19 protein-coding genes are annotated in these 24,400 nt (G+C 64.1%); 15 read left to right on the forward strand and 4 right to left on the reverse strand.

The features are described 5' to 3' along the window. Positions 1-4: 4 nt before the first annotated feature. Complete coding sequence (locus ACN8M7_RS24825) at positions 5-1,735, reverse strand: hypothetical protein (protein ID WP_490262513.1); 1,731 nt, start codon at positions 1,733-1,735, stop codon at positions 5-7. A 244-nt stretch (positions 1,736-1,979) separates the two neighbouring features. Here ACN8M7_RS24825 and gtfA point away from each other — a divergent pair, with 244 nt between their 5' ends. From gtfA to recJ, 3 genes are all read left to right on the forward strand, one after another. Next, a complete protein-coding gene (gene gtfA, locus ACN8M7_RS24830; protein ID WP_061241197.1) occupies positions 1,980-3,419 on the forward strand; it encodes a sucrose phosphorylase in 1,440 nt (479 codons plus the stop codon). A 64-nt stretch (positions 3,420-3,483) separates the two neighbouring features. Beyond that, entirely contained in the window at positions 3,484-4,023 is a 540-nt protein-coding gene (locus tag ACN8M7_RS24835) for a YaeQ family protein (RefSeq protein ID WP_061241198.1), read from the forward strand. A gap of 227 nt (positions 4,024-4,250) precedes the next feature. Next, positions 4,251-5,960, forward strand: coding sequence for a single-stranded-DNA-specific exonuclease RecJ (gene recJ, locus ACN8M7_RS24840; protein WP_490262514.1), 1,710 nt, complete (start codon positions 4,251-4,253; stop codon positions 5,958-5,960). Here recJ and dapA read toward each other — a convergent pair. Beyond that, a complete protein-coding gene (gene dapA / locus ACN8M7_RS24845) occupies positions 5,957-6,826 on the reverse strand; it encodes a 4-hydroxy-tetrahydrodipicolinate synthase (protein ID WP_061241200.1) in 870 nt (289 codons plus the stop codon). The genes recJ and dapA overlap by 4 nt on opposite strands. Before the next feature lie 382 nt (positions 6,827-7,208). On the opposite strand from dapA, the gene ACN8M7_RS24850 reads away from it, so the two are divergent. Beyond that, a complete protein-coding gene (locus ACN8M7_RS24850) occupies positions 7,209-7,949 on the forward strand; it encodes a tellurite resistance TerB family protein (RefSeq protein ID WP_490262515.1) in 741 nt (246 codons plus the stop codon). Between the two features lie 15 nt (positions 7,950-7,964). On the opposite strand, the gene ACN8M7_RS24855 is transcribed toward ACN8M7_RS24850, so the two are convergent. Then, positions 7,965-9,737, reverse strand: coding sequence for a SulP family inorganic anion transporter (locus tag ACN8M7_RS24855; protein WP_490262516.1), 1,773 nt, complete (start codon positions 9,735-9,737; stop codon positions 7,965-7,967). A gap of 178 nt (positions 9,738-9,915) precedes the next feature. Here ACN8M7_RS24855 and ACN8M7_RS24860 point away from each other — a divergent pair, with 178 nt between their 5' ends. Further along, positions 9,916-11,568, forward strand: coding sequence for a GMC family oxidoreductase (locus ACN8M7_RS24860; RefSeq protein ID WP_490262517.1), 1,653 nt, complete (start codon positions 9,916-9,918; stop codon positions 11,566-11,568). Here ACN8M7_RS24860 and ACN8M7_RS24865 read toward each other — a convergent pair. Beyond that, positions 11,561-13,207 carry a diguanylate cyclase domain-containing protein gene (locus tag ACN8M7_RS24865; protein ID WP_490262518.1) on the reverse strand — a complete coding sequence of 549 codons (1,647 nt, stop codon included), beginning with the start codon at positions 13,205-13,207 and terminating at the stop codon, positions 11,561-11,563. The genes ACN8M7_RS24860 and ACN8M7_RS24865 overlap by 8 nt on opposite strands. Before the next feature lie 134 nt (positions 13,208-13,341). Here ACN8M7_RS24865 and ACN8M7_RS24870 point away from each other — a divergent pair, with 134 nt between their 5' ends. From ACN8M7_RS24870 to ACN8M7_RS24915, 10 genes are all read left to right on the forward strand, one after another. Next, positions 13,342-15,321, forward strand: coding sequence for a VIT domain-containing protein (locus ACN8M7_RS24870; RefSeq protein WP_490262519.1), 1,980 nt, complete (start codon positions 13,342-13,344; stop codon positions 15,319-15,321). Beyond that, positions 15,311-16,666, forward strand: coding sequence for an exosortase Q (gene xrtQ / locus ACN8M7_RS24875; protein ID WP_490262520.1), 1,356 nt, complete (start codon positions 15,311-15,313; stop codon positions 16,664-16,666). Before ACN8M7_RS24870 ends, xrtQ begins: the two co-directional genes overlap by 11 nt. A 178-nt stretch (positions 16,667-16,844) precedes the next feature. Next, positions 16,845-17,940 (forward strand): peptide chain release factor 2 gene (gene prfB, locus ACN8M7_RS24880; RefSeq protein ID WP_156458619.1). Its coding sequence is split into 2 segments (ribosomal slippage): positions 16,845-16,916 and positions 16,918-17,940, totalling 1,095 coding nucleotides; the frame shifts between segments, so codons are not numbered across the junction. A gap of 80 nt (positions 17,941-18,020) precedes the next feature. Then, positions 18,021-19,523, forward strand: a complete 1,503-nt coding sequence (lysS, locus tag ACN8M7_RS24885) for a lysine--tRNA ligase (protein WP_490262521.1) — start codon at positions 18,021-18,023, stop codon at positions 19,521-19,523. Between the two features lie 165 nt (positions 19,524-19,688). After that, positions 19,689-20,402: a TetR/AcrR family transcriptional regulator gene (locus tag ACN8M7_RS24890; protein WP_490262522.1), complete on the forward strand. Its 714-nt coding sequence runs from the start codon at positions 19,689-19,691 to the stop codon at positions 20,400-20,402. 37 nt (positions 20,403-20,439) lie between these two features. Then, on the forward strand, positions 20,440-20,991 hold the full coding sequence (locus ACN8M7_RS24895; RefSeq protein ID WP_061241208.1) for a hypothetical protein: 552 nt from the start codon (positions 20,440-20,442) through the stop codon (positions 20,989-20,991). 8 nt (positions 20,992-20,999) lie between these two features. Beyond that, entirely contained in the window at positions 21,000-22,289 is a 1,290-nt protein-coding gene (locus ACN8M7_RS24900; RefSeq protein WP_490262523.1) for a flavohemoglobin expression-modulating QEGLA motif protein, read from the forward strand. A 124-nt stretch (positions 22,290-22,413) separates the two neighbouring features. Further along, complete coding sequence (locus ACN8M7_RS24905) at positions 22,414-23,160, forward strand: TIGR00266 family protein (RefSeq protein ID WP_061241210.1); 747 nt, start codon at positions 22,414-22,416, stop codon at positions 23,158-23,160. Further along, entirely contained in the window at positions 23,150-24,043 is an 894-nt protein-coding gene (locus tag ACN8M7_RS24910; RefSeq protein ID WP_061241211.1) for an alpha/beta hydrolase, read from the forward strand. The genes ACN8M7_RS24905 and ACN8M7_RS24910 overlap by 11 nt, the downstream gene beginning before the upstream one ends. After that, on the forward strand, positions 24,040-24,363 hold the full coding sequence (locus ACN8M7_RS24915) for a PA3694 family proteiin (RefSeq protein ID WP_490262524.1): 324 nt from the start codon (positions 24,040-24,042) through the stop codon (positions 24,361-24,363). The genes ACN8M7_RS24910 and ACN8M7_RS24915 overlap by 4 nt, the downstream gene beginning before the upstream one ends. Positions 24,364-24,400 lie beyond the last annotated feature (37 nt).

A 24,400-nucleotide genomic window follows, 5' to 3' on the forward strand; every position in this document is an offset into this window, starting at 1 on the left:
GTATTCAGCCAGCACCCTGGATGTCAACTTGCCCCCAGCTGCGCCAGGACTGGTCGTCGTTCAGACGCTCATGCAGTTGCGTTTTCAGGCGCTGATAGCGTTGCGCATCCGCCTCCTTCATCGCCGCGATGGAGTGGTGCAGGCGCTGCAGGTTGGAGGTGCCACAGCTACCGATAAGGGTGTGCAGGTCGATGCAGGCGAGCGCTTCCTCCAGCAGACCGGCATCGAGATAAGCCGTCATCAGCGGCTGCTTCATGCCGTTATCGGCACGCTCGCGAGTCAACATGTCCCTGGCTTGCTCGAGTTCGCCCATGTCGATCAGAGCCTGCGCGATTTCGTTGTAGTGATAGCGCGCATCTTCTGGCTCGATATCCTCTCCTGCCTCCAGTTGCTGGCGCAGCTGCTGCAGTAGATCCCTGGCCGCCTCGGGTTGACCCAGTTTATCCAGTAGCTGGCTGTAGAGGATGCGCTCGCTCAGGCTGTCTTCGGGGGCGAGTTCGGCGTGCAGCCGTTCGGCCTCTTCTAGGAAGTTGCGCAACGACCAGGTGTCGCGCTGAGCAGGCGTGCGGCCGGCCTGTTCACGTAGCAGGTGCTGCAGGTGATAAAGGCGCATGCCTGGCCATGAGGCCTTGCCTTGTTCGCCGACGAGCAGGCGCTCGGCCTGGCGCCGCAGGCTGGTCGCCCATGACGCGTTGCTCTGGGCATGCTCCTCGGCCAGGCTCAACACCAGCCAGTGCTGCACCGAGGCATCCAGGCGCTGCATTTCTCGATCCAGTAGTTGCTGGGCCTGGGTGATGTCGCCACGCCGTGCATGCCAGCTGACATGGCACTGCAGCAGTTGCGACGTCAGACCGTCCTTCTGCGTTGCAAGCAGGCGCTGCAGGAGCTCGGGACGCTGGGCCTCGATGAAATGCTCGAAGAGCTGCGGCGCGTCGATCATGTAGGTTTTCGAGGCATCCGTAGCTGCCAGCAGTTGCAGTGCCTGGTCATATCGTCCGTGGGCCGCCAGAAGCTCCACGATGCTGTATCCGGGCAGATCGCTGCGCTGGGCAAGTTGCAGCAGCTGTGGAAAGCGTTGCAGATCGGCCAGTGTTTGCAGCAGCGGGCGCCAGCTGAAATCGGGTTCGTTATTGCTGTCGAGCTGCGCCTCGACCCTGGCCAGAGCCGCATCGGCCAGCTCTGGCTGGTCGCACGCCTGTCGCAGGCGAGCGAGTTCCAGCAGTTGCCCTTCACCGATCTGCTGATTCAGGTCCAGGGCGTCCAGTGCTTTGCGAGCTTCTTGTGTTTTGCCCTCGGCCAATAACAGCGTGCCGTGCGTTAGTGGTGAGTTGGAGCAGGTGACGTCGAAACGGTTCTGCAATTGGAGAGCCTTGCCGGTATCGCCTCGGTTCACCAACTCCTGCAGCGTCGTTTGCAGGGCCTGCTCGCGGTAAGCGGAGTCAAGTTTCCAGAGCAGCTCCAGAGCCTCTTCTTCGCGATCCAGCAGCATCAGTCTTGAGCAGAGTGAGACGTGGGCGAGCTGCCAGGCGTCGCCCCAAAGCTGTGCGGCCAACTGCAGGGCGAGGTCGGGGGCGCTGCCTTGCAGCACGAATAGGCGGTTGAGTTGAGTCGCCTCGCTGGGGGTGAGGCGAGCGGTGCCGCCCTGCAGCTCTAGTCTGGGCTCTTCAGGTGCATTGGACAGGTGAAGAACGAACAGAACAACGACGACAGCGATGACCCCAACGAACAGCTCCACGACGACTTCCTTATCAGCTAACGATCCCTGGCCAGCCTTTTGCTCATGTTTCGGCCGAGGCGTTTTATACGGATTGCCAGGCGGGCTTACAACCGCGTTGCACAGCATTTGCCAACCGGTTTGAAGGTGAGGCGCATGTTCCCGGCAGCGGGGCGCGTGGCAAGCTAATCTCGCGGGGTGGCTTGACGAACGAAACGAGGGTGACCTAGGTCTTCTGACAGACCATCTAGATGCCGGGGGGCTCATGACATTGCGTAACGCTGTTCAGCTGATCACCTATCCCGACCGCCTGGGGCGCAACCTGGGGGAACTCTACCAATTCCTGGATCGGCACCTGGGCGATGCCCTGGGCGGCGTGCATATCCTGCCGCTGTATCCGTCCAATGCCGATGGCGGCTTCTCGCCGCTCACGCACATGGAGGTGGACCCGCGCTACGGCGACTGGACGGATGTCGAACATATCTCCGCACGTTTCGACCTGTGCGTCGATCTGGTGATCAGCCATATCGCCGATGAGTCGCCGGAGTTTCTCGACTTCGTCGCCAAGGGTCAGGACTCGGCCTACGCTGATCTCTTCGTGCAGGTCGATGGTCTCGGCGAGATCAGCCATGACGACCTGGCCAAGATCCATATCCGCAAGGAAAAGGAGCCATTTCGCGAGGTGCGTCTGGCCAATGGCGAGACCTGTCGGGTCTGGTGCACCTTCACCGAACGGCAGATCGACCTCAACTACGACTCGCCGCAGACCTACCAGTTGATGGAGCAGTACATGGCCTTTCTCGCCGCGCGCGGGGTCAAGTTGTTCCGTCTGGATGCCTTCGGCTACACCACCAAGCGCATCGGCACCAGTTGCTTCCTGGTCGAGCCGAACGTCTACCGCATCCTCGAGTGGTTCCGCGAAACCGGGGCCAAGTACGATGCCGAGATGATGCCGGAGGTACACGACCACATCAGCTACCAGTACGCCATCTCGCGGCGGCAGATGCGCCCTTACGGCTTCGCCCTGCCGCCGTTGGTGCTGCATGCCCTGCTCAGCGGCAGCAGCCGCTACCTGAAGAACTGGCTGCGCATGTGCCCGCGCAACCAGGTCACCGTGCTCGATACCCATGACGGCATCTGCATCCCGGATGTCGAAGGCATGCTGCCCGAGGCGCAGATCCAGTACCTGATCGATGAAGTCTCGACCCGCAGTGCTGACCCCATCCTGCGGCGTTCGGCGGTGAACGTGCACAGCGTTGGCGCCATCTATCAGCTGACCTGCACCTTCTACGAAGCCTTGATGCGCAATGACGAGGCCTATATCGCCGCGCGTGCCATCCAGTTCTTCGTGCCCGGTATCCCGCAGGTGTACTACGTCGGCCTGCTGGCTGGCTGCAACGACTTCGATCTGCTCGAGCAGACCGGCGAGGCGCGTGACGTCAACCGCCATTACTACAGTCTGGAGGAGGCCGAGCAGGCCTTGCAGCAGCCGCTGGTCCAGCGCCTGTTGGCGCTGATGCGCTTTCGTTGCCAGCACCCGGCTTTCGAGGGGCGCTTCGAGCTGAATTATTCGACGGACGATCAACTGCTGCTGGCCTGGCGCCATGGCGAGCATTACTGCCGCCTGCACCTGGATCTGAGCAGCCTGCAGGCGATCATCGACTACACCGATGAGCAGTTGCGGATCACCCGAATGACCTGCTGAAGGTCGGCGGGGGCCATGCTTTCGCGGTAGACTGGCGCTCTTTCGACCAGTCAAGAAGCCCGCCATGGCCCTGCCATCAACCACCTACAAGATCGACCTGAACCTCACCGACATGGATCGCAGTGTTTATGAAAACCTGCGTTTCACCGTCGCGCGCCATCCTTCGGAAACCGAGGAGCGCCTGGCCGCACGGTTGATTGCCTACGCGCTGTTCTACCACGAGCAACTGGCGTTCGGCCGTGGCCTGTCGGATGTCGACGAGCCGGCGCTGTGGGAGAAGAGCCTGGACGATCGTGTGCTGCACTGGATCGAAGTCGGCCAGCCGGACAGCGAGCGCATCACCTGGTGCTCGCGGCGTACCGAGAAGTTCAGCCTGGTGGCCTACGGCAATCTGCGCGTGTGGCAGGGCAAATGCCTCGACCCGGTGCGCAGCCTGAAGAACATCAATGTGGTCGCCCTCGGTCAGGAGGCATTGGCTGACCTGGCGCTGGACATGCCGCGCTCGCTGTCCTGGAGCGTGATGATCAGCGATGGCGAGCTGTTCGTCACCGACGAGCGTGGTCAGCACGAAATCCCGATGGAGTGGCTGGCTGGCGAACGTTGAGCCAGATGCGTGGCGTAGGGCGGACGACGCTTTTTTCGTCCGCCATAGTGAGCGCCCATGATGGACGGATGAAGCGTCGTCCACCCTACGAAACCTGATGCTTCAAGGCGGGGGCAACCCGCCAGGCCGTAGCCCGGATGCAATCCGGACTAAGGTGCAGTTCCCTCTCCCGCAAGTGTGAGAGGGGAGACAACCCCCGTCCCATCTGAACAAGTGACACCCTGCCCATGCGTATCGAAGCCCGTCCCTTGCCCGCTCAGTTGCCTGATCTGGGCAACCTGCCGCCCCTGCTCACACGCCTCTACGCCGCCCGTGGCGTGCAGTGTGCCGAAGAGCTGGACAAGGGCCTGGCGCGGCTGATTCCGTATCAGCAGCTCAAGGGCATCGATGCCGCAGTCGAGCTGCTGGTCGCGGCGCTGGAGCAGCGTCAGCGCATCCTCATCGTCGGCGACTTCGATGCCGATGGCGCCACCGCCAGCACGGTCGGCGTGCTCGGCCTGCGCTTGCTCGGCGCGGCGCATGTCGATTATCTGGTGCCCAATCGCTTCGAATACGGCTACGGCCTGACCCCGGAAATCGTCGCCGTGGCGCTGCAGCGCCAGCCCGACCTGCTACTGACCGTGGACAACGGCATTTCCAGCGTCGATGGCGTAGCCGCAGCCAAGGCCGCCGGGCTCAAGGTGCTGGTCACCGACCACCACCTGCCGGGGCCGGAGCTGCCGGCCGCCGATGCCATCGTCAACCCCAACCAGCCGGGCTGCGAGTTCCCGAGCAAGGCCATGGCCGGGGTTGGGGTGATGTTCTACGTGCTGCTGGCGCTGCGCGCACGCCTGCGCGAGAGCGGCTGGTTCGCCAGCCATGCGGAGCCGAATCTGGGCGAGCTGCTCGATCTGGTGGCGCTCGGTAGCGTGGCCGATGTGGTGCCGCTCGATGCCAACAACCGCATCCTGGTGCACCAGGGCCTGGCGCGGATTCGTGCCGGGCGTGCGCGGCCGGGGTTGCGGGCGATTCTCGAAGTGGCCGGGCGCGACCATCGGCGTATCACCTCCACCGACCTGGGTTTCATCCTCGGCCCACGGCTGAACGCGGCAGGGCGCCTGGACGATATGAGCTTGGGGATAGAGTGCCTGCTCTGCGATGACGAGGCCCTGGCCCGCGACATGGCAGTGCAGCTCGATCAGCTCAATCAGGACCGCAAGGCCATCGAGCAGGGCATGCAGCGCGAGGCGCTGGCCCAGCTCAAGGATCTGTCACTGGACGACATGCCGTTCGGCCTGTGCCTATTCGAGCCAGACTGGCACCAGGGCGTGATCGGCATTCTCGCCTCGCGCCTGAAGGAGCGTTATCACCGCCCGGCCATCGCCTTCGCCGATGCCGGTGATGGGCTGCTCAAGGGCTCTGCACGCTCGGTGCCGGGGCTGCATATCCGCGATGCGCTGGATGCGGTTGCAGCCAAGCATCCGGGGCTGATCAGCAAGTTCGGCGGGCATGCCATGGCCGCCGGACTGTCACTGCCGCAGGCCAATTTCGGCGCCTTCGCCGCCGCCTTCGATGCCGAGGTGCGCCGCCAGCTCTGCGAGGACGACCTGACCGGTCGCCTGCTGTCCGACGGCCAGCTCGATGCCACCGAATTCCACCTGGAGCTGGCGCGTGCCCTGCGCAATGCCGGGCCCTGGGGCCAGCACTTCCCCGAGCCGCTGTTCCACGGGGTGTTTCAGATCGTCAATCAGCGCATCGTCGGCGAACGTCATCTGAAGCTGGTGCTCAAGACCGAATGCGGCAGCGTGCAGCTCGATGGCATCGCTTTCAACATCGACCGCGACGTCTGGCCCAACCCCACGCTGCGCTGGGCCGAACTGGCCTACAAGCTCGACCTCAACGAGTTTCGCGGCAACGAGAGCGTGCAGTTGATGGTGGCGCATATCGCCCCACGCTAACGCGCGAGGCTGGCCAGCACCTCTTGCAGGTGTTCACGCGTCGCGGTGGTGCAGGGCAGCAGTGGCGCTCGCGGGGCTGCATCGTCGATCACGCCTTCAAGCGCAAGCGCAGCTTTGATCGCCGCCGGGTTGGCTTCGCTGAAGGCGGCCTGCATCCAGGGCAGCAGGCGGTAGTGCAACTGCCGTGCGCCCTGCAGATCGCCTTGCGCCACGCGCTGCTGCATGGTCACGAATAGATCGGCGCGAATGTGCGCCGAAGCGCAGATAGCCCCCGCGCCGCCCAGGCACAGGGTATTGAAAATCTGCACGTCTTCACCGGTCAGCACCTGCACCTGAGCATCGGCGATCAGCGCCATGGTGGTTTCGGCATCGCCCCCGCAGTCCTTGATCGCCTGGATATTGGGGTGGCGGACGATGCGTCGCAACGTTTCGCGCTCGATGCGCACGCCGCTGCGGTAGGGTACGTCATACAGCACCAGCGGCACTTCGGCGGCGTCGGCCAGGGTGGTGAAGAAGTGCTCCAGACCCGCCTGGGACGGACGGATGTAGTAGGGCGCTGGCACCAGCAGGCCGGCCAGTGGGCGGCGCTGGATTTGCCGCTGCAGGTCGAGCAGGGCGCTCAACTGGTTACCGGCTAGCCCCATGATCACGCGCTGGGCGGGTACGCGCTGGAGCACGGCATCGAGCACCGCCAGTTGTTCGCTCTGGCTCAGCGCCGCAGCTTCGCCGGTGGTGCCGCAGACCACCAGGCCTGCGACGCCATCTTCCATGAGGGTGCCGACCAAGCGGTCGAGACTGGCGAAATCGATCTCGCCGTTGCGAAAAGGGGTGACCAGCGCCACCCAGATACCGTTGAAGCCTGACATGCGAAAAACTCCTTGCGACTGACCGTCTGGGTCGCCGTCAGGGAGGGTGCGGGTTACGAGCGGGAGGGGAGATGCAACCTGGCGCTTGTCCTGTCAGCCCATCTGACGGGACAGCACGCCCCGGTCAAATGAGCGACTGTTTCTTGGATTTCTTGGCAACGACGACGCACGCGCACTGGCAGGCAGTGAAGCCTGGGAGCAGTGGCAGAGTGTCGAAGGTGGCGTACATGGAAGGCCCGTTGCCTGAATCGTTCGGCGATGTTGCTTGGCCGCGCGCACGGCTGTCAAGCGGGCGCACGGTAATATCTGGAAGCATTCCGCTGGCTGCCGGGCAAATCGCCGAGGCCTACACTCGGGCGGGATTTCCTTTGGAGGATGCTCGATGAATACCCGTGGCTTGCTCGATCAACTGCTCAAATCCGGTCAGGACATGCTGCAACAGAAGGGCGCTGGTGGCGCTTCTTCCGGGCTGGGTGGTGCGCTCGGTGGTCTGCTCGGTGGTGGCGCAGGCAAGGCCAAGGGCGGCGGCAGCGATCTCGGCTCCATGCTCAAGGGCGCCGGTGGCGGCGCGGCGCTGGCCATGCTCCTGGGCAACAAGCGGGTGCGCAAGGTGGGGGGCAAGGTGGCGGTCTATGGTGGTCTGGCTGCGCTCGGCGTGCTGGCCTACAAGGCATACGGCAACTGGCAAGCGCAGCAGGCCCAGCAGGGCGGGGCGCAGCCGGTAGAACCGCAGACCCTGGATCGCCTGCCGGCGCCGCAGGTCGAGCAACACAGCCATGCGATTCTCAAGGCGCTGGTGGCGGCGGCCAAGGCCGATGGCCATGTCGATGATCGTGAGCGTCAGTTGATCGAGGACGAACTGGGCAAGCTGGCGCAGGATGCCGAGCTTCAGGCCTGGCTGCATACCGAGCTGAACAAGCCGCTGGACCCGGCCGATGTGGCGCGCGCCGCCTCGACCCCGGAAATGGCCGCCGAAATGTACCTGGCCAGCGTGCTGATGGTGGACGAGGAACATTTCATGGAGCGTGCCTACCTCGAGGAGCTGGCGCGTCAGCTACAGCTTCCTGCGGCGCTCAAATCCGAGCTCGAAGCTCAGGTCCTGGCGCTGCCGGCCGGCGTCTGACGCACGCTCTTCACCTCAGTCCGCATGCCAGGTCTGGCCTGGCATTGCCTCTGCTCCGTGGTCGCTCAGGTAGGCATCGACGGCCGCGCCTACCGTGGGCTGATGATGTCGCTCGAGTGCTTCAGGCAGCAGACCGAAGCGGCGCAGCTTATCCTTGACCGGCCCTTTGACCTCGGCGAAGTGCAGCTCTATGCCGGCGTCCGTCAGCATCTGTTGCAGTTCGCCCAGCATGTCGGCGGAGGTCACGTCGATACTGGTTACCGGTTCGGCGGCGACCACCACACGGCGTACCGGGGCGGGTGATTGTGCGATCGCCTGCAACAGGCACTGCTGGAACAATTCGGCATTGGCGAAGAACAGCGGGGCGTCCCAGCGAAACAGCAAAAGGCCGGGGATCTGCCGGGCATCGGGATGTCGCTCGATGTCGTGGAAACCACGGATACCGTCGACGCGGCCTAGAACGGCGTAGTGCGGGCGCCAGCCATCCCAGAGAAATTCGATCACTGCCAGCGCCACGGCGATACCGATGCCGGGGATGACGCCGAAGGCCACCACGCCAGCGAAACAGGCCATCGATAGCCAGAACTCCCACTGTTGCACGCGGAAAATGCGCTGCAGATCGGTGATGACGAACAGGCCGATGACGGCGGCGATCACGACTGCGGCCAGTGCGCTGCTGGGCAGGTGCTGCATCAGGTTGGGGGCGACGACCAGCAGCAGGGTGACACTCAAGGCACCGACCACGCCGGTGAGCTGCGTCTTCGCACCTGCTGCTTCGGCAACGGGCGTGCGTGACGCGCTGCTGCTGATGGGAAAGCCCTGGAACAAGCCGCCCGCCAGGTTGGCTGCGCCGAGGGCGACCAGCTCCTGATTGGGGTCCACCGGACGCCCGGTGTGGGCAGCATAGGTGCGCGACAGCACGCTGGTGTCGGCGAAGGCCACCAGGGCGACGGCGATGCCACCCAGCACCACACTGGCGAGATCGATACCGCTGAGCCACGGCAGCGTGAAATCAGGCAAGCCTTGCGGCAGTTCGCCGAGTACCTGGACGCCCTGTGCATCGAGATCCAGCAGGGCGACCGCGAGTGTTGCCAGGGTCACGGCGATGAGAATGCCGGGCAGTTGCTTGAAGCGGCTCAGCAGCAGAATCAGCGCCAGCGTGCCGCCGCCCACGGCCAGACTGTAACCGTTGACCTGGCCAGCCAGCACCGCGTTGATGATTGCCCGGGTGTCGCTGATCGGGCCCTGGCTGTCGATGGAAAAGCCCAGCAGTTTGGGCGTCTGGCTGATCAGAACGCTGAGGGCGATACCGTTCATGTAGCCGTAGCGGATGGGCTTGGACAGCAGCTCGGTGATGAAGCCCAGGCGCAGGAGCCCGGCGATCACGCAGGTCAGGCCGGCCACCACGGCCATCATGCTGGCCAGGGTTACCGCGCGCATCGGATCGCCGCCGGAGAGTGGCAGCACCACTGCGAGAATCAGCGCCGCCAGGGCCGAGTCCGGGCCCAGTACGAGAATGCGGCTGGGGCCGAACAATGCGTAAGCCAGCAACGGCACGATGGTCGCGTACAACCCGTAGATACCCGGTACGCCGGAGGCTTCGGCGTAGGCGATGCCCACCGGGACCAGCATGCTGGTCAGTACCAGGCCGGCGGCGATATCCCTGGGCAGCCACGCCAGGCGATAGTCCTTGAGCACCCGCAGACCGGGAAGCCAGCGTTGCCAGCCGCTCTGTTTGGGGACGACGGGCAAGGGTTTGCGCGTGGGGCTCGATGGGCTTGGCGGCATCGCGGCGGGGCTCGGACGGAAACAACTGCAAGTAAAGCGCAGAGCGCCGCTGTTTCACCACAGGTATTGCCGGGGCATGGGCGAACATTCATCCCGGGCATCAGACCAAAAGATCATTCTGCCTGGCTTGCGGGCAGGCTAGTCTCCAGGTTCCGATTCGCAGGTCGCGAGGACGCTCATGACGCAGTTGCTCCAGGACACTTATGACTACCTGATCGTCGGCGCCGGACCGGCCGGTTGCCTGCTGGCCAATCGGCTCTCCGCCGACCCTGGCGTCAGCGTGTTGCTGATCGAAGCCGGTGGTCGTGACAACTATCCCTGGATCCATATTCCAGTCGGTTATCTCTATTGCATCGGCAATCCGCGTACCGACTGGTGCTACAGCACCGAGGCCGATCCCGGCCTGCACGGGCGTTCGCTGAAATATCCGCGCGGCCGTGTGCTCGGTGGCAGCTCCTCGATCAACGGCATGATCTACATGCGTGGTCAGGCGGCCGACTACGATGATTGGGCTGGCGCCGGCAATCCCGGCTGGGCCTGGCGCGATGTGTTGCCGCTGTTCAAACGCTCGGAAAACCATTTCGCCGGCACGAGTGAAGTGCATGGCGGCGACGGCGAGTGGCGGGTCGAACGCCAGCGATTGTCCTGGGAGATTCTCGAGGCCTTCCGTGAGGCGGCGGCGCAGAGCGGTGTCGCCAGCATCGATGATTTCAACGGTGGCGATAACGAAGGTTGCAGCTACTTTCAGGTCAACCAGAAACGCGGGGTGCGCTGGAATGCTTCCAAGGCCTTTCTGCGCGACATCCGCCAGCGTCCCAATCTGCAGGTGCTGACCGGCGCCGAAGCCGAGCGTCTGGAGCTGGCCGATGGGCGTGCCAGTGCCCTGCACCTGCGCTGCCAGGGGCGAGCGCTGCGCGTCACGGCGCGGCGCGAGATCATCCTGTGTGCTGGCGCCATCGGGTCACCGGCCTTGCTGCAGCGCTCCGGCATCGGCCCGCGCGCGCTGCTCGAAAAGCTGGGTGTCGGTGTCCGCCACGAGCTGCCCGGCGTCGGCGGCAACCTGCAGGATCATCTGCAGTTGCGCCTGATCTATCGGGTCGAGGGTGTGAAAACGCTCAATCGCATCGCGGCCACGCCCTGGGGCAAGCTGGGCATGGGCCTGGAGTACCTGCTCAAGCGCAGCGGCCCCTTGTCGATGGCGCCCAGTCAGCTCGGCGCCTTCGCCAAGTCCGACCCCGGACAGGCGCGCGCCAACCTGCAGTATCACGTACAGCCCTTGTCTCTGGAGCGCTTTGGTGAGCCCTTGCACGACTTCCCGGCTTTCACCGCTTCGGTGTGCAACCTGCGCCCGCACAGCCGCGGTCGTGTGGACATCGCCTCGGTCGATGCCAGCGTCGCCCCGCTGATCCGTCCCAACTATCTGAGTGATGAGCGGGATCTCAAGGTGGCCGCCGATGCCATTCGCCTGACCCGGCGTATCGTCGCCGCGCCTGCGCTGGCGAGCTACCGGCCCGAGGAATACAAGCCGGGGCCGGCCTATGACAGCGAGGAGGATCTACAGCGCGCTGCTGGTGAGATCGGCACCACCATCTTCCATCCGGTGGGCACCTGCGCGATGGGGCAGGGGCGTGAAGCGGTGGTCGATGCGCGCCTGTGCGTGCACGGCATCGCTGGTTTGCGCGTGGTCGACGCCTCGATCATGCCGAGCATCACCTCGGGCAACACCTGTTCGCCGGTGCTGATGATCGCCGAGAAGGCTGCGCAGATGATCACCGAGGACGCGCGACGTCAGCACCAGGCGAGTTCGGTGCGTGAGACTGCGCTCAGTTGAGGCGCATGTCCTGGCCGTCGTGGAATACGGCGCGGTTGCGCCCGCCGTGCTTGGCCTTGTATAGCGCCTCGTCGGCCAGTTGCAGGACCACGCTGAGTTCGGCGTGATCCACTGGCCAGAGCGCGCCGCCGACGCTGCAACCGACGCGCACCTCGGCGACCTCCAGCAGTACCGGCTGGCCAAGTGCGGCGATGGCGCGCTCGGCTACCAGGCGCGCGTGGCTTTGCCCATCCTGCCCGGGCACTTGCAGCACCATGAGAAACTCGTCGCCGCCCAGGCGCGCAACCATGTCGCCATCACGCAGGCAGCCGCGCAGGCGTTGGGCGATCTCCCTCAACAGGTGGTCGCCGCTGGCATGGCCGTGGGTGTCGTTGACCGGTTTGAAGCCATCGAGGTCGAGATAGAGCAACGCCAGACAGTCATGTTGCAGGTGGCTGCGTTGCTGGGCCTGGGGTAGAAATTTCTCCAGCGCCATGCGGTTGGGCAGGCCCGTCAGTGCGTCGTGGTGGGCGAGGCTTTCCATCATGCCCAGTGCTGTCTGCTGCAGAGTCAGGCTTTCCACCAGGTGGCGGATGGACTGACTCAACTGGTGAATTTCACGACTGCCGCGCAGTTCGGGAATCTCGGTGATCTCCCCGGCGCTGAGGCGGTCCGCCGCATTGGCGATGTCGCGCAGCGGCCGGGTGAAGTAGCTGCTGACCAGCCAGCCGATCACCGCGAACACCAGCGCCAGGCCGCTGCCCCACAGCAGGATGCTGCGCAGCAGGTTCTGCGCCGGGGCATCGGCGATTTCCAGTGATTGCCGCGCTACGACCGTCCAGCCCAGCCCGGGGTAGTCCCGATAGCCCTGGCTCAGGGTCAGGCCGGTAAGGTATTCGTTGCCATCCGGCCACTGCTGCACCTGCCAGCGACTCTGCCCGGGCTGCAGTCCGGCCAGGGCTGGCAGCTCCAGCTTCTGGCCGATCAGGTTCTGCGGGCCAAGCAGGATGTCGTGGTCCTGGCCAATCACGAAGAATTCGACCAGGTGCCGATCCTGGCTGGGGCCAAGGATCGAATCGCGGATCTCGTTTGCCCAGGCCCAGGACAGGTGACTGGACAGGACGCCGGCCAGGCTGCCGTCGTCGGCGATGACCGGCAGGCTGATGTCGACGAACTTCATCGCCTCACCACTGGGGTTGGGCAGCAGCTTGGCCAGCATTTCCGCTTCATGCACATCGCCGATGAACAGCCCGTTGCGTCCTTCCTGATAGACGGGCCTGTGCGCGATGCTGACGTTTTCCAGTATGCCGTTGCTCGACGCCAGGACCCGGCCGTTCGGGTCAGTGAAGCCGATCCAGGCGATGCTCGGGATTTCCTGCTGCAGGCTGTCGAGCAGGCGTCGTACCTCGGCGATGTCATTGGGCTGACGCAGCGCCTGGAGGTTGCCGAGCACCCGCAGCACCGAGGCGCGCGATGCCATGTCGCGATCCAGTCGATCGACCATCGAGTAGGACAGTTCGGCCATGTCGCGGCCCACGTCCTGGCGAATCTGCTGGCTGGTGTGCTGGCCGATCAGCGTGCCCAGCAGCCAGCTGAGGGCGCACACCAGCAGGGCGACGAAAAGGGCGAAGATGCTGCGCAGGCTGTAGGTGAAAGGCATGTAAAGCGATTCCTGAAGCATCAGGCGAAGAGTAGTAGGGCGTATTCCACATAAACACCACACAATCTGCAAACTGCATCCACAGTGGCGTTGCAGCATCGCGGGCATTGATTCCCTCTACAAGGATGCCTGCGATGTTACGCCGTCTGATGATTCATTGTGTTGTGCTGCTGCTCATGGTGCCGCCAGCGGTACTTGCTGATGAGCAGGGCTTCAGCCCTTATTTCGCGCTGGATGGCGCTGACCCCGAGCTGGACCGGCTGCCGCTCAAGTCCACGGCGGTCGAGGTGCAGGTGCTGGGCATGATCGCTGATGTGCGGGTGGTCCAGCAGTACCGCAATGAAGGCAGCCGTGCCCTGGAGGCGCGCTACGTGTTCCCTGCCTCGACCCGCGCGGCGGTGCATCACATGCAGGTGCGGATCGGTGAGCGCGTGCTCCAGGCGCAGATCCGCGAGAAGCACAAGGCCCAAGCTGAATTCCAGCAGGCCAAGAGTGAGGGCAAGACCGCGGCGCTGCTGACCCAGCAGCGGGAAAACGTGTTGCAGATGAATGTGGCCAACATCCTGCCAGGTGATGTGGTGGATGTGGAGCTGCGTTATACCGAGCTGCTGGTGCCGCGCGAGGGTGTGTACAGCTTCGTCTACCCGACGGTGGTGGGGCCGCGCTACAACGGCGCGCCGGGTATGGCGAGCCACAAGCCGCTGGGCTGGACGGCGACCGCACATCTGCCAGAGGGTGTGCCGCCGGCAACCAGTTTCAGTCTGCAGGTGGAGCTGGCCAGCCCGACCTCGCTGACCTCGGTGGTCTCGCCGACTCACCGTATCGAGCAGCAGGTGTTGGCGGAAGGGCGGGTCAAGGTGAGCCTCGCCGATGACGGTCGGCCGGCGGACAACCGTGATTTCATCCTCGATTACCGCCTGGCCGGCGACGCCCTGGAAAGCGGTGTGCTGCTCAGTCAGGGCGCCGAGGAGAACTTCTTTCTGGCGCTGATCGCACCGCCCAAACGGGCGGCAGCGAGCAGGGTCGTGCCGCGCGAGTACATCTTTGTGGTGGATATCTCCGGCTCCATGCACGGTTTTCCGCTGGACACCACCAAGGCGCTGCTGCGCAATCTGATCGGCGAACTGCAGCCGACGGACCGCTTCAATGTTCTGCTGTTTTCCGGCAGCAATACCGTGCTGGCGCCGCGGCCGCTGGCGGCCAGCCAGGACAATATCGACAAGGCGCTCAAGTTGCTGGAAACGCGCATGGGCAGTGGCGGTACCGAACTGCTGCCGGCGCTGCGCGAGGCCATGGCCATGCCGCGTGACCCGGAGCGCTCGCGCAATCTGATCGTGGTCACCGATGGATATGTCACTGTCGAAAGCGATGCCTTCCGCCTGGTGCGCGAGAACCTGGGGCAGGCCAACCTGTTTGCCTTCGGTATCGGCAGCTCGGTCAACCGTGCCTTGATTGAGGGCCTGGCCCGGGCCGGGCAGGGCGAGCCGTTCGTGGTGCTCAATAATCAGGATGCGCAGCTGGAGGCTGAGCGCCTGCGGCGGATGATCGAGGCGCCGCTGCTGACCCAGGCGCAGATGAGCTTCCATGGCCTGGATGTGTATGACGTCGAACCAGCGGCCTTGCCCGATCTGTTCGCCGACCGTCCGTTGCTGATGTTCGGCAAATGGCGCGGGAAGCCGCAGGGCTACCTGCAGGCCGGCGGGTTGAGCAGCCAGGGCAGCTTTCACACCGAGGTACCGATTGGCCCGGCGCAGGTGTTGGAAAGTGGACAGGCGCTGCGCCATCTCTGGGCCCGGCACAAGGTGGCGGCGCTGATGGACGAGGAGAACCTGAGCCGGGGTTATGCCCATAGCCAGGCCATTCTCGATCTGGGGCTGAAATACGGCCTGCTGACTCCCTACACCTCGTTCGTGGCGGTCGACGAGCAGGTACGCAACCCGCAGGCCGCTGAGACTGCGACCGTCGACCAGCCGCTGGCGCTGCCGCAGGGCGTGAGCAACCAGGCGGTGGGGGCTATGGTGCCGTCGACGCCGGAGCCGGGCGTGTGGGCAATGTTGCTGCTGGCTGCTTGCCTGGGAGGCTGGATGTGCTGGAGGCAGCGTGATGCACGCTAGGTGGCAATTGCCGGGTGGCGTCTGGCTGTTGCTGCCGGTGGTGGCTCTGTGGCCGCTGTGGCAATGGAGCGCCAGCCGTCTGTTCGATGGTTCGGACGACCCGTTCGGCATTCTCGCCCTGCTGGCGCTGCTGCTCCTGCTTGGGCGTGAGCGTGCACGGCTGCTGCCGGCGCCGCGTCCATCTTGGTTGCTGGGGGCGTTGCTGCTCAGCGCCTGCGCCACCTTCAGCGCTGCTGCCTGGCCGATGCTGCTGCGCGCGGCGTTAGGCGTGTGCGCGGTGATGGCGGGCATTCAGGCGCTGCGCCAGCCCGCGCAGCCGCGCCTGGCGTGGTTCGGTCTGGCCGTTCTGGCGCTGCCGCTGCTGGCATCGCTGCAGTTCTTTCTGGGGTATCCGCTGCGGGTGATTACCGCCGAGGTCAGCAGCTGGCTGCTGCAATTGGGTGGCGTGGCGGTCGAACGGCGTGGCAGCACCTTACAGGTGGCGGGGCAGTTGGTGATGGTCGATGCGCCCTGTTCGGGCATTCAGATGATCTGGGTGGCCTACTTCACGGCGTTTTTCAGTGCGGCCTGGTGGCGTGTAGGCGATGGCAGCCTGCTGCGGCGCCTGCCACTACTCGGCGCGCTGGTGCTGGTCGGCAATATCCTGCGCAACAGCGTGCTGGTGATGTTGGAAAGTGGTCAGTGGCAGGGCGCACCGTGGTTGCACGAGGGCGTGGGGCTGCTGGTGTTCGCGGTGGTCTGCCTGCTGGTGCTGCGGCTGATGGCTGGCGCGCCGCAGGCGGCTTCGCCTGCGCAAGCGCTGCAAACTGTGCAGGCACTGCCAGGGCGCCCCTTGCTGCTGGCAGCCTTTGCCGGCCTGGCGTGCTGGCCGTTGCTGGGCGAGCAGGCGAGTGCAGGAGCGCCGCAAGCGAGTTTCGTCGAATGGCCGCAGCAGTTCGAGGGGCGGCCGTTGCAGCCCCTGGCTCTGTCGGAGGTGGAGCAGCGCTTCGCCGCCGGTTTTCCTGGCGCCATCGCGCGCTTTGATGATGGCGAGCGGCTGCTCAGCCTGCGCCATGTCACCCGGCCGAGCCGCAAGCTGCATCCGGCGGCCGACTGCTACCGCGCGCTGGGCTTTGTCATCGAACGCATCAGCCTGCAGCGCCGGGTCGGCAATCCGGGGCTGCAACGCTGCTTTACTGCCCGCGACGGGCAGTCCGTGCAGCGCGTGTGCGAATACATCGAGGACGCCGCGGGGCAGAGCTTCAGCGACACGTCCGCCTGGTATTGGGCAGCGCTCAGTGGCCGTTCGGCGGGGCCCTGGCTGGCCGTGACCACGGCAACGGTTATCACGGCGCAAACGCGCTGAGTGGGTGCACACATGGCGGCTTGCGCAGATGGTACCGCCTGCCGCTTGGCCCTTATCCCCGGGCGGCGCTCTAAGGTATACTTGCGGGCTTTTCCGCAAACTTCGGGTCGCGGCCGGCCAGCAGCCCAGCCTTAGCGTCATCGCCGCCACCCTTCAGCCTGAATGAGTGCCGTCCGCCATGGAAATCAATCCGATCCTCAACGCCATCAAGGACCTGTCCGAGCGAACCCAGTCAATTCGGGGGTATCTTTGACTACGATCACAAGCATGATCGCCTGGTCGAAGTAAACCGCGAGCTGGAAGACGCCAGCGTCTGGAACAAGCCCGAGTACGCGCAAGCGCTGGGCCGTGAGCGCGCCATGCTGGCGCAGATCGTCGAAACCATCGACGACCTGACCGGCAGCCTGGCCGACTCCAAGGATCTGCTGGACATGGCCGCCGAAGAGAACGACGAAGGCGCGGTGAACGACATCGTTGCCGAAGTCGAGCGCCTGCGCGAGATCCTCGAGAAGCTGGAATTCCGCCGCATGTTCAGTGGCGAGATGGACCCGAACAACTGCTACCTGGACATCCAGGCCGGCTCCGGCGGCACCGAGGCCCAGGACTGGGCCAATATCCTGCTGCGCATGTACCTGCGCTGGGCCGACAAGCGCGGCTTCAGTGCCGAGATCGTCGAGCTGTCCGAAGGCGAAGTCGCCGGCATCAAGGGCGCCACCGTGCACATCAAGGGCGAGTACGCCTTCGGTTGGCTACGCACCGAGATCGGCGTGCACCGCCTGGTGCGCAAGAGCCCGTTCGACTCCGGCGCGCGTCGCCACACCTCGTTCTCGGCAGTGTTCGTGTCGCCCGAGATCGACGACAAGGTCGAGATCGAGATCAACCCGTCCGACCTGCGCGTTGACACCTACCGCTCCTCGGGCGCCGGTGGTCAGCACGTCAACACCACCGACTCGGCAGTACGTATCACCCACGTGCCAACCAACACCGTGGTGGCCTGCCAGAACGAACGTTCGCAGCACGCCAACAAGGACACCGCCATGAAGATGCTGCGGGCCAAGTTGTACGAGCTGGAAATGCAGAAACGCAATGCCGCCTCGCAGGCACTGGAAGACAGCAAGTCCGATATCGGCTGGGGCCACCAGATCCGCTCCTACGTGCTCGATGATTCGCGCATCAAGGACCTGCGTACTGGTGTCGAACGCAGTGACTGCCAGAAGGTGCTCGACGGCGACCTCGACGGTTACCTCGAAGCCAGCCTCAAGCAGGGCCTGTAAGCTCAGTAACCCATCCGTGGGCACCGAGCAGTCGGTGCCTGCTCAAATTTTGTACGATACGCCAGGCAGATAAAGCGACCATGAGCGACCAACAACTCGACCAGAACGAACTGCAACAGGAAGAAAACAAGCTGATTGCCCAGCGCAAGGAAAAGCTTGCTGCCGTCCGTGAGCAGGGCATTGCCTTCCCCAACGATTTCCGCCGCGACAGCCTGTGCGCTGACCTGCAGAAACAGTACGAGGGCAAGAGCAAGGAAGAGCTGGAAGCCGCTGCCATCCCGGTCAAGGTCGCCGGGCGCATCATGCTCAATCGCGGCGCCTTCATGGTGCTGCAGGATACTTCCGGTCGTCTGCAGGTCTACGTCGACCGCAAGGGCCTGCCGGCCGAGACCCTGGAAGCGATCAAGACCTGGGACCTGGGCGACATCATCGCCGCCGAAGGCACCCTGGCGCGCTCCGGCAAGGGTGACCTGTACGTGCACATGAACAACGTGCGCCTGCTGACCAAGTCGCTGCGTCCGCTGCCGGACAAGCACCACGGCCTGACCGATACCGAACAGCGCTACCGCCAGCGCTACGTCGACCTGATCGTCAACGACGAAGTGCGTGACACCTTCCGCGTGCGCTCGCAGGTGATCGCCCACATTCGTCGTTTCCTCAACGAGCGCGGTTTCCTCGAAGTGGAAACCCCGATGCTGCAGACCATCCCAGGTGGCGCCGCGGCCAAGCCGTTCGAGACCCATCACAATGCGCTGGACATGGCCATGTTCCTGCGTATCGCCCCGGAGCTGTACCTCAAGCGTCTGGTGGTTGGTGGCTTCGAGAAAGTGTTCGAGATCAACCGCAACTTCCGTAACGAAGGCGTTTCGACCCGGCACAACCCCGAGTTCACCATGCTCGAGTTCTACCAGGCCTATGCCGACTACCGCGACAACATGGACCTCACCGAGGAACTGTTCCGCGAGCTGGCCCAGGCCGTGCTGGGCAGCACCGACGTGCCCTACGGCGACAAGGTGTTCCACTTTGGCGAGCCGTTCGTGCGCCTGTCGGTGTACGACTCGATCCTCAAGTACAACCCGGACATCACCGCGGCTGACCTGAACGACGTCGAGAAAGCCCGCGCCATCGCCAAGAAAGCCGGCGCCAAGGTGCTTGGCCACGAAGGTCTGGGCAAGCTGCAGGTGATGATTTTCGAAGAGCTGGTGGAGAGCAAGCTGGAGCAGCCGCACTTCATCACCGAGTACCCGTTCGAAGTGTCGCCGCTGGCCCGTCGCAATGACCAGAACCCGGCTGTGACCGACCGCTTCGAGCTGTTCATCGGTGGCCGCGAGATCGCCAACGCCTACTCCGAGCTCAATGACGCCGAAGACCAGGCCGAGCGCTTCCTCGCCCAGGTGGCCGAGAAGGACGCCGGTGACGACGAAGCCATGCACTACGACGCCGACTTCGTCCGCGCCCTGGAGTACGGTATGCCGCCCACCGCCGGTGAAGGCATCGGCATCGACCGCCTGGTCATGCTGTTGACCAACTCGCCGTCGATTCGTGACGTTATCCTGTTCCCGCATATGCGCCCGCAGGCCTGATGCCTCACAGAAAGCCGCCTTCGGGCGGCTTTTTGCTACTTGTCCGTGTCGATTGCCTGGCAATTTCGCTTGGCTCGTCGCCTGCAAGCGAAGCGGGGCCTTTTGGTTGTTTGTTCAAGCTACTACTCTGCTAGTCATAACTAGAACCTCGAGGGTCGACCCATCGTGAGCACCGTACCTGCATCCCCGAATGCCACTCGGGCCGCCAACGCCGTCGCCGAAAGTGTTCAGTACCAGGGGCGCAAAGCCAGCCGTCAGGGTAGTGAACAGCGTCGCCAGGCCATTCTCGATGCCGCCATGCGCATCATCGTGCGCGAAGGCGTACGCGCCGTACGCCACCGCGCGGTGGCTGCCGAGGCGCAGGTTCCGTTGTCTGCCACGACCTACTATTTCAAGGACATCGATGACCTGATCACCGATACCTTCTCCCAGTTCGTCGAGCGCAGTGCGGCGCAGATGGCTGCGTTCTGGGCCAGCACTCAGGGGGTGCTGGAGGAGATGGTCGGGCGTCTGGATGGCAGCGAGCGGGCGCGCAGGCAACTGGCTGACGAAATCGCCGCAATGGCAGTGCAGTACGTGCAGCGCCAGCTACGCGAGCGCCGTGATCACCTGGTCGCCGAGCAGGCGTTCCAGCAGGAGGCCCTGCTCAATCCGCGCCTCGGTGACCTGATGCGCGCCCATCGGCAGATCCTGCAGCAGGGCGTTACCCACTTCTTCGAGGTGCTGGGCTCGCGCCAGCCCGAGCAGGATGCGGTGCTGTTGACGGCCACCATCGTGCGGATGGAGTATCAGGGCCTGCTCGACGGTGTCGAGAATCTGGACAGTCAGGGAATGCTGGCCATCCTTAAACGTTATATGAATCTGGTTCTGGGGCTTTGATGCCCGACCGGCTGGTGGTTTTCACAAGGAGAGCGTAATGAAAGCCTGGCGCGCACTGGTCGCCCTGTCCTTCCTGCTATTGAGTGGTTGCCTGGTCACTTTCAAGGATCCCATCCCGGCCAACGAGGCGGCACCCATCCCGCTGCTGGGGGAGTGGACCCGGCAGGACGAATGGGGTGATCAGCTGTATCTGGAAATCACCCGTGCCGGCTCCAACCTCTATGAGGCGCGCATCTACGAAGGCAGTCCGGACAACGCCGGCGACCTCGAGGAGTTCGGCTTTACCGTCGCCCACCATGGCCGCCGCTGGTACCTCTCGGCGGGCCTGCCGAAGAGCCTGGGGGCCAACTTCGCCATCGCTGGTTTCGAGTTGACCAAGGACAACGAACTGGTGGTGTACAACCTCGACACCGACCGCATTCTTCAGGATATGGACAAGGGCCTGCTCGAAGGGCAGACCGTCTCCATGCCGGAAGCTGACGGCGCACTGATCACCAGCCCGCTGGACAAGGTGTTCGCCTATCTCGACGATCCGGCCAACGCCGACCTGTTCGTCGAGGTCGCGCGCTACCAGCGGGTGGCCGAGTAGGAATCGCAATGAACAGCCAGCAAAAACTGGACGATTATCAGATTTGCATACGCGCGCTCAGCGACCGCATCGTCGAAGCGCAGACCCCGATCCGAGTGCTGGATGCGGTGAAATGGGACGACGGCGTCCGCGATGCCTTTCTCAAGGCCAAGGGCAAGGCTCTGCCAGCGGTCGACCGCGACTACTACCTGAGCCGGCCGCTGGGCTTCGATGCCGCAGCCAAGCGCCTGGAGTTCCAGAACATCGAGCGCGACATCACTCGCCAACTCGGCCAGTTCAACCCGGTCGGGCAGATCATGCGGCGCATGTGCCGCGAGTACCGCATGGTCATCCGCATGCTCGAAGCGCGTGGCACCGAGGACTTCGGTCTGATCAGCCAGGAACTCTACGGCGCGGCTTCCGACGCCTTCCATGCCGGTGATCCGACCCTGGCCGACCTCGGCCTGATGCTCTCGGACTACCTCAACAACATCGCCGCCCGTGGCGACCTGGAAGACGAGCCCAAGACCCTTGCCGCCAGCGATGCCGTCAACATCCTGCAGCAGCGCCTGGCCGGCGTGTTCGGTGATGACACCGTACGGGTGCTGGAGTCCGATGGCATTCTCGCCGATGCCGCCGCTGGCGCCGACTACATCAAGATTCGCAGCGATGCCCGCTTCAACGAGCGCGACGTCAAGGCGCTGGAAGTCCACGAGGGGCTGGTGCACGTCGGCACCACGCTCAATGGCCTCAACCAGCCGATCTGCACCTTCCTGGCCAAGGGCCCGCCCTCGTCGACCGTGACCCAGGAAGGGCTGGCGATCCTCATGGAAGTGATCGCCTTCGCCTCCTACCCAACTCGCCTGCGCAAGCTGACCAATCGTACTCGCGCCATCCACATGGCCGAGGAGGGCGCGGACTTTCTGGAAGTGTTCGAGTTCTTCCGCGAGCAGGGTTACGGTCTGGAAGGTGGCTACAGCAACGCCAGTCGGGTATTCCGTGGCTCGCTGCCCAATGGCCTGCCATTTACCAAGGACCTGTCGTATCTGAAGGGTTTTATCCTCATTTACAACTACATCCAGCTAGCGGTGCGCAAGGGCAAGCTGGAGCAGATCCCGCTGCTGTTCTGCGGCAAGACCACCCTGGAGGACATGCGTACCCTGCGCAAGCTGGTGGACGAAGGCCTGGTGCAGCCACCCAAGTACCTGCCACCGCAGTTCCAGGACATGAACGCGCTGTCGGCGTGGATGTGCTTCTCCAACTTCCTCAATCATTTGAGCCTGGATCGCATCGAAGCGGACTACGCCAACATTCTCTGAATCACGCCGCACACCGGGTGCGCTGCGCGCATCGCTTGCCAGCGCATGGCCTCGGTGTGGATCGTTGCGGTGTGAGCAACCTGTCTTAGCCCGGATGACGTCCGGGCCACCCGGAGACCAACCCGTGCCCAGCCATCAACTCGAATACGAAATCCTCGGTGCTTCGGCGCAATCGGTAGAGATCATCCTCGATCCTGGCGAGACGGTGATCGCCGAAGCCGGGGCGATGAACTACATGACCGACGGCGTGCGTTTCGAAACGCGCATGGGGGACGGCTCGTCCAGTGGTCTGCTGGGCAAGCTGTGGAGCGTCGGCAAGCGCATGCTCACCGGTGAATCGCTGTTCATGACCCACTTCAGCAATGCCGGCAAGAGCCAGGCGCGGGTCGCTTTCGCGGCGCCTTATCCAGGCACCGTGGTGCCTATCGATCTGGCGCAGATCGGCGGTCGCTTGATCTGCCAGAAAGACGCCTTCCTCTGTGCGGCGCATGGCACCAGCATCGGCATCAGCTTCGCCAAACGCCTGGGCGCCGGATTCTTCGGTGGCGAAGGGTTCATCCTGCAGAAGCTCGAAGGAGACGGCCTGGCGTTCGTGCATGCCGGTGGCACGGTGATCCGCAAGGAGCTGAACAATGAAACCCTGCGCCTGGATACCGGTTGTCTGGTCGCCTTCAGCGGCGGCATCGATTACGACATCGCCCTGGCCGGCGGACTGAAGAGCATGCTCTTCGGCGGCGAAGGGATCTTGCTGACCACGCTCAAGGGGACTGGCACCGTGTGGATTCAGAGCCTGCCGTTCTCGCGCCTGGCCGAGCGTGTCTATGCCGCGACCGTTCAGGCGCGTGAAGAGGTTCGAGCCGGTGGCAAGTAGTCTGCGAGCGCTGGCGTTGCTGCTGGCCGGCCTGTGGCTGGCCGGTTGCAGTGGCCTGTTGTTCTACCCGGAGCCAGGGCTGCCGATCACCCCCGAGCGTGCCGGGCTGGAGTACCGCGATATCGAACTGCATGCCGCCGATGGCACGCGTCTGCATGCCTGGTGGCTGCCGGCCAAGGCCGGGGTGAAGGTCAAGGGCACGGTACTGCATCTGCATGGCAATGGCGGCAATCTGGCCTGGCACCTGGGCGGCGTGCACTGGCTGCCGGAGCAGGGCTATCAGGTACTGATGCTGGATTACCGGGGGTATGGTCTGTCTGCAGGCAAGCCGCGGTTACCCGAGGTCTATCAGGACATCGATGCGGCCTTTGCCTGGCTCGAACAGGCACCGCCGGTACAGGGGGCGCCGCTTTTCGTGCTGGGACAGAGCCTGGGTGGTGCTTTGGCCGTGCATTATCTGGCGGAGCACCCCGAGCGCCGGTCTGCCGTGCAGGCCATGGCGCTCGATGGTGCGCCGGCCAGCTATCGTGACGTCGCTCGTTATGCCCTGAGCAACTCCTGGCTGACCTGGCCGCTGCAGGTGCCGCTGTCCTGGCTGGTGCCGGATGGTGACAGCGCGATTCACAGCATCGAACGACTCGAAGGGCTGCCTCTGCTGATTTATCACAGTGTTGACGATACGATCGTGCCGCTTTCCAATGGCCAGCGTTTGTATCAAGCTGCGCGCCCGCCACGTGCCTTTCAGGCGACCCGTGGCCCGCACGTGCAAACCTTTGCCGAGCCCGTCTGGCGCCAGTCACTGCTGGCGTTCTTCAGCGCGCCGCAGGCTTATGTCGAGCGCCAGGCGCCGATGACCGAATCCGCAACAGAGAGTCCGCAATGACCGAACGCAATCCTATCCCTCTGATCCTTACGGGTGTCGCCAGCGTCTTTGGCACCGTCGCTGTGCTCTGGTACTACGGCTACGTCCATTTCGCCAAGCCGGAAGACGCGCTGCTGTTGTCCGAGTTCACCATGCTCAAGACCATTCCCGGCGAGGACTACAAGGTTTCGCTGAAACCGGCCAGCCAGGAAGCGCAATGCGTCGATGGCGTGCTGGTGCTGTTCGATCTGGAGCAGAAGGGCCTGACCGGTGTGCTGGTCGACAGCAAGAAACAGGCGGTGCGCTGCATGGGCCAGGAAACCCCGGCGTTGCAGCAGTAATGCCCAGGCGTCCCCCGCGTAAAAAGAAACCCGCCTG

The organism is Pseudomonas spartinae (assembly GCF_965197125.1).
GTDB classification, from domain to species: domain Bacteria; phylum Pseudomonadota; class Gammaproteobacteria; order Pseudomonadales; family Pseudomonadaceae; genus Aquipseudomonas; species Aquipseudomonas composti_A.